The organism is Wolbachia endosymbiont of Drosophila incompta, assembly GCF_001758565.1.
GTDB lineage: Bacteria > Pseudomonadota > Alphaproteobacteria > Rickettsiales > Anaplasmataceae > Wolbachia > Wolbachia pipientis.
Genome location: NZ_CP011148.1, coordinates 111,948 through 114,224, shown reverse-complemented (window position 1 = coordinate 114,224; position 2,277 = coordinate 111,948). Strand labels below are relative to the sequence as shown.

The 2,277-nt window shown below is 36.9% G+C and carries 1 protein-coding gene; it reads left to right on the top strand.

Going from position 1 to position 2,277, the window contains the following annotated elements; translation table 11 throughout:
• Positions 1-2,064, top strand: a 2,064-nt coding sequence (locus WG67_RS00520) for an FtsK/SpoIIIE family DNA translocase (RefSeq protein ID WP_458694953.1), incomplete at its 5' end; no start/stop codon positions are given.
• Between the last annotated feature and the right edge of the window lie 213 nt (positions 2,065-2,277).

Genomic DNA, 2,277 nt, shown 5'->3' with positions numbered 1-2,277 from the left:
ATATATATATCAGTTTTTAGCTATAACTATAAAGATCCTTCCTTAAACACAGCTACAAATGAGGAAGTGATAAATTTAGGTGGAATAGTAAGTTCATATTTAGCTGATATATTGGTTCAATTTCTTGGATTAACTAGTGTTACAATAGCTACAACCATAGTTTACTTGTTGATCTTCAGGCCATCAAAAAGGCTGCTAAAAATTCTCTATTTAATATTAATCAATTTAGGGATATGTGCTATACTACCACAACTTTCGCTAGGCATCACTGCAAGGTACAGACACAGTGGAATAATAGGGAATGCACTAATTAATAACTGCCCGTTTTATATATTTGTGATAGTAACATCAATAGGTCTTGTAGGATCTGTTGGTTGGAAGAGAACAATTTACTCTCTATTCTTCTTATGTAAAAAAATAGCTTGCTTATTTGTAAATGTTCCATTCTTCAGATCACATAAAACTACTGAGTATTCAATTGCACCATTAGTAGTAGAAGAAAAACATAGAACTAAAATCACTACTAAACAACAACCAAAAGAAAGACAGAAAAAAGCTACCGAGGAGGTTTTAAGTGAGTTTAAGTTTCCAAGTATCCATTTACTTTCTAAAGCAGAAGAGTCTTTGCAGAGAAAACAGCTAAATGAAATGGAGAGCAATAAAAATTTATCTCTGCTGGAACAAGTCCTGAGTGATTTTGGCGTGCAAGGAAAAATTATCAGTGTATGCTATGGGCCGGTTGTGACTTTGTACAAACTTGAACCACAAGCTGGCACGAAATCTGCAAGAGTAATTGGCCTTGCAGATGACATTGCACGTTCGATGAGTGCACTCTCTGCACGTATTTCAATAATTCGTGGGCAAAATGCTATGGGAATAGAGTTGCCGAACAAGGAACGGGAAATTGTAATGCTGCGTGATTTGCTTGAATCCCCAGAATACCAAAATGCAAACTTAAATCTCCCAATTGCGCTTGGCAAAGAAATAAGTGGAAAACCAGTTATTGCAGATCTAACTAAAATGCCCCACTTGCTCGTTGCTGGAACCACAGGGTCTGGTAAATCAGTTGCGATTAACACTATGATTCTTTCACTCGTTTATCGATTAAGTCCTGATGAATGTAAGATGATAATGATCGACCCAAAAATGCTTGAGCTTTCAATATATGATGCAATACCGCATCTAATAACGCCAGTGGTAACAGAGCCAAAAAAGGCTGTAGTCGCTCTTAAGTGGATAGTGAAAGAAATGGAAAATCGCTATCGCATGATGTCCTATTTAAATGTGCGCAATGTAATAAACTATAACCAAAGAATCACAGAAGCGATGAATAGTGGAATAGAATTGGAGCGCGTTGTGCAGATTGGCTTTAACTCAACAACAGGCAAACCTCTGTTTGAAAAAATACCAATCAAGATGGAAACATTTCCGTATATTGTAGTGATCGTGGATGAAATGGCAGATTTGATGCTTGTTGCCGGCAAAGAAATAGAGTGCTCTATTCAACGCTTAGCTCAGATGGCTCGTGCTGCAGGAATACACATCATAATGGCAACACAACGCCCATCTGTGGATGTGATCACAGGTGTGATAAAGGCGAACTTTCCAACGAGAATCAGTTTTGCTGTTACTTCTAAGATAGATAGCCGTACAATACTTGGAGAACAAGGGGCTGAACAATTGCTCGGCATGGGTGACATGCTCTATATGGCCTCTGGTGGTAAGATCATTCGAGTTCACGGCCCATTTGTAAGTGATAATGAGGTGCAAGATATAGTTGATCATCTGAAAATGCAAGGTGAGCCAAACTACATGGAGGAAATCACTAAAGAAGATGAAAATTCTTCTACAGAGTCACACGATGAAACGGAGGATGAAGAAAATGACCTCTATAACCAAGCAGTGGCCATCATTCAAAGAGATCAAAAAGTTTCAACCAGTTACATTCAAAGGCAGCTTAGAATAGGCTATAACAGAGCAGCAAACATCGTTGAAAGAATGGAAAAGGAAGGTATTGTCAGCGCTCCAAATTACTCAGGGAAAAGAGAGATATTGGTTGAATAACAATCTTGTAATACCTTAATTTAAGTTTTCGCACTTTCAAAAAGCAAGTCAAACGAAATTATTAAAAGATCAATACATAATGACAATTGATTTAATAATAATTTAAACATTTGGAATGTAAAATTATAATATATTAATTAACTAGGGGGTTAAAAATGGGTATAACTAAATGGGTACTTGGCTTTGATGAGTCAGATATAACAGCATTGCAGG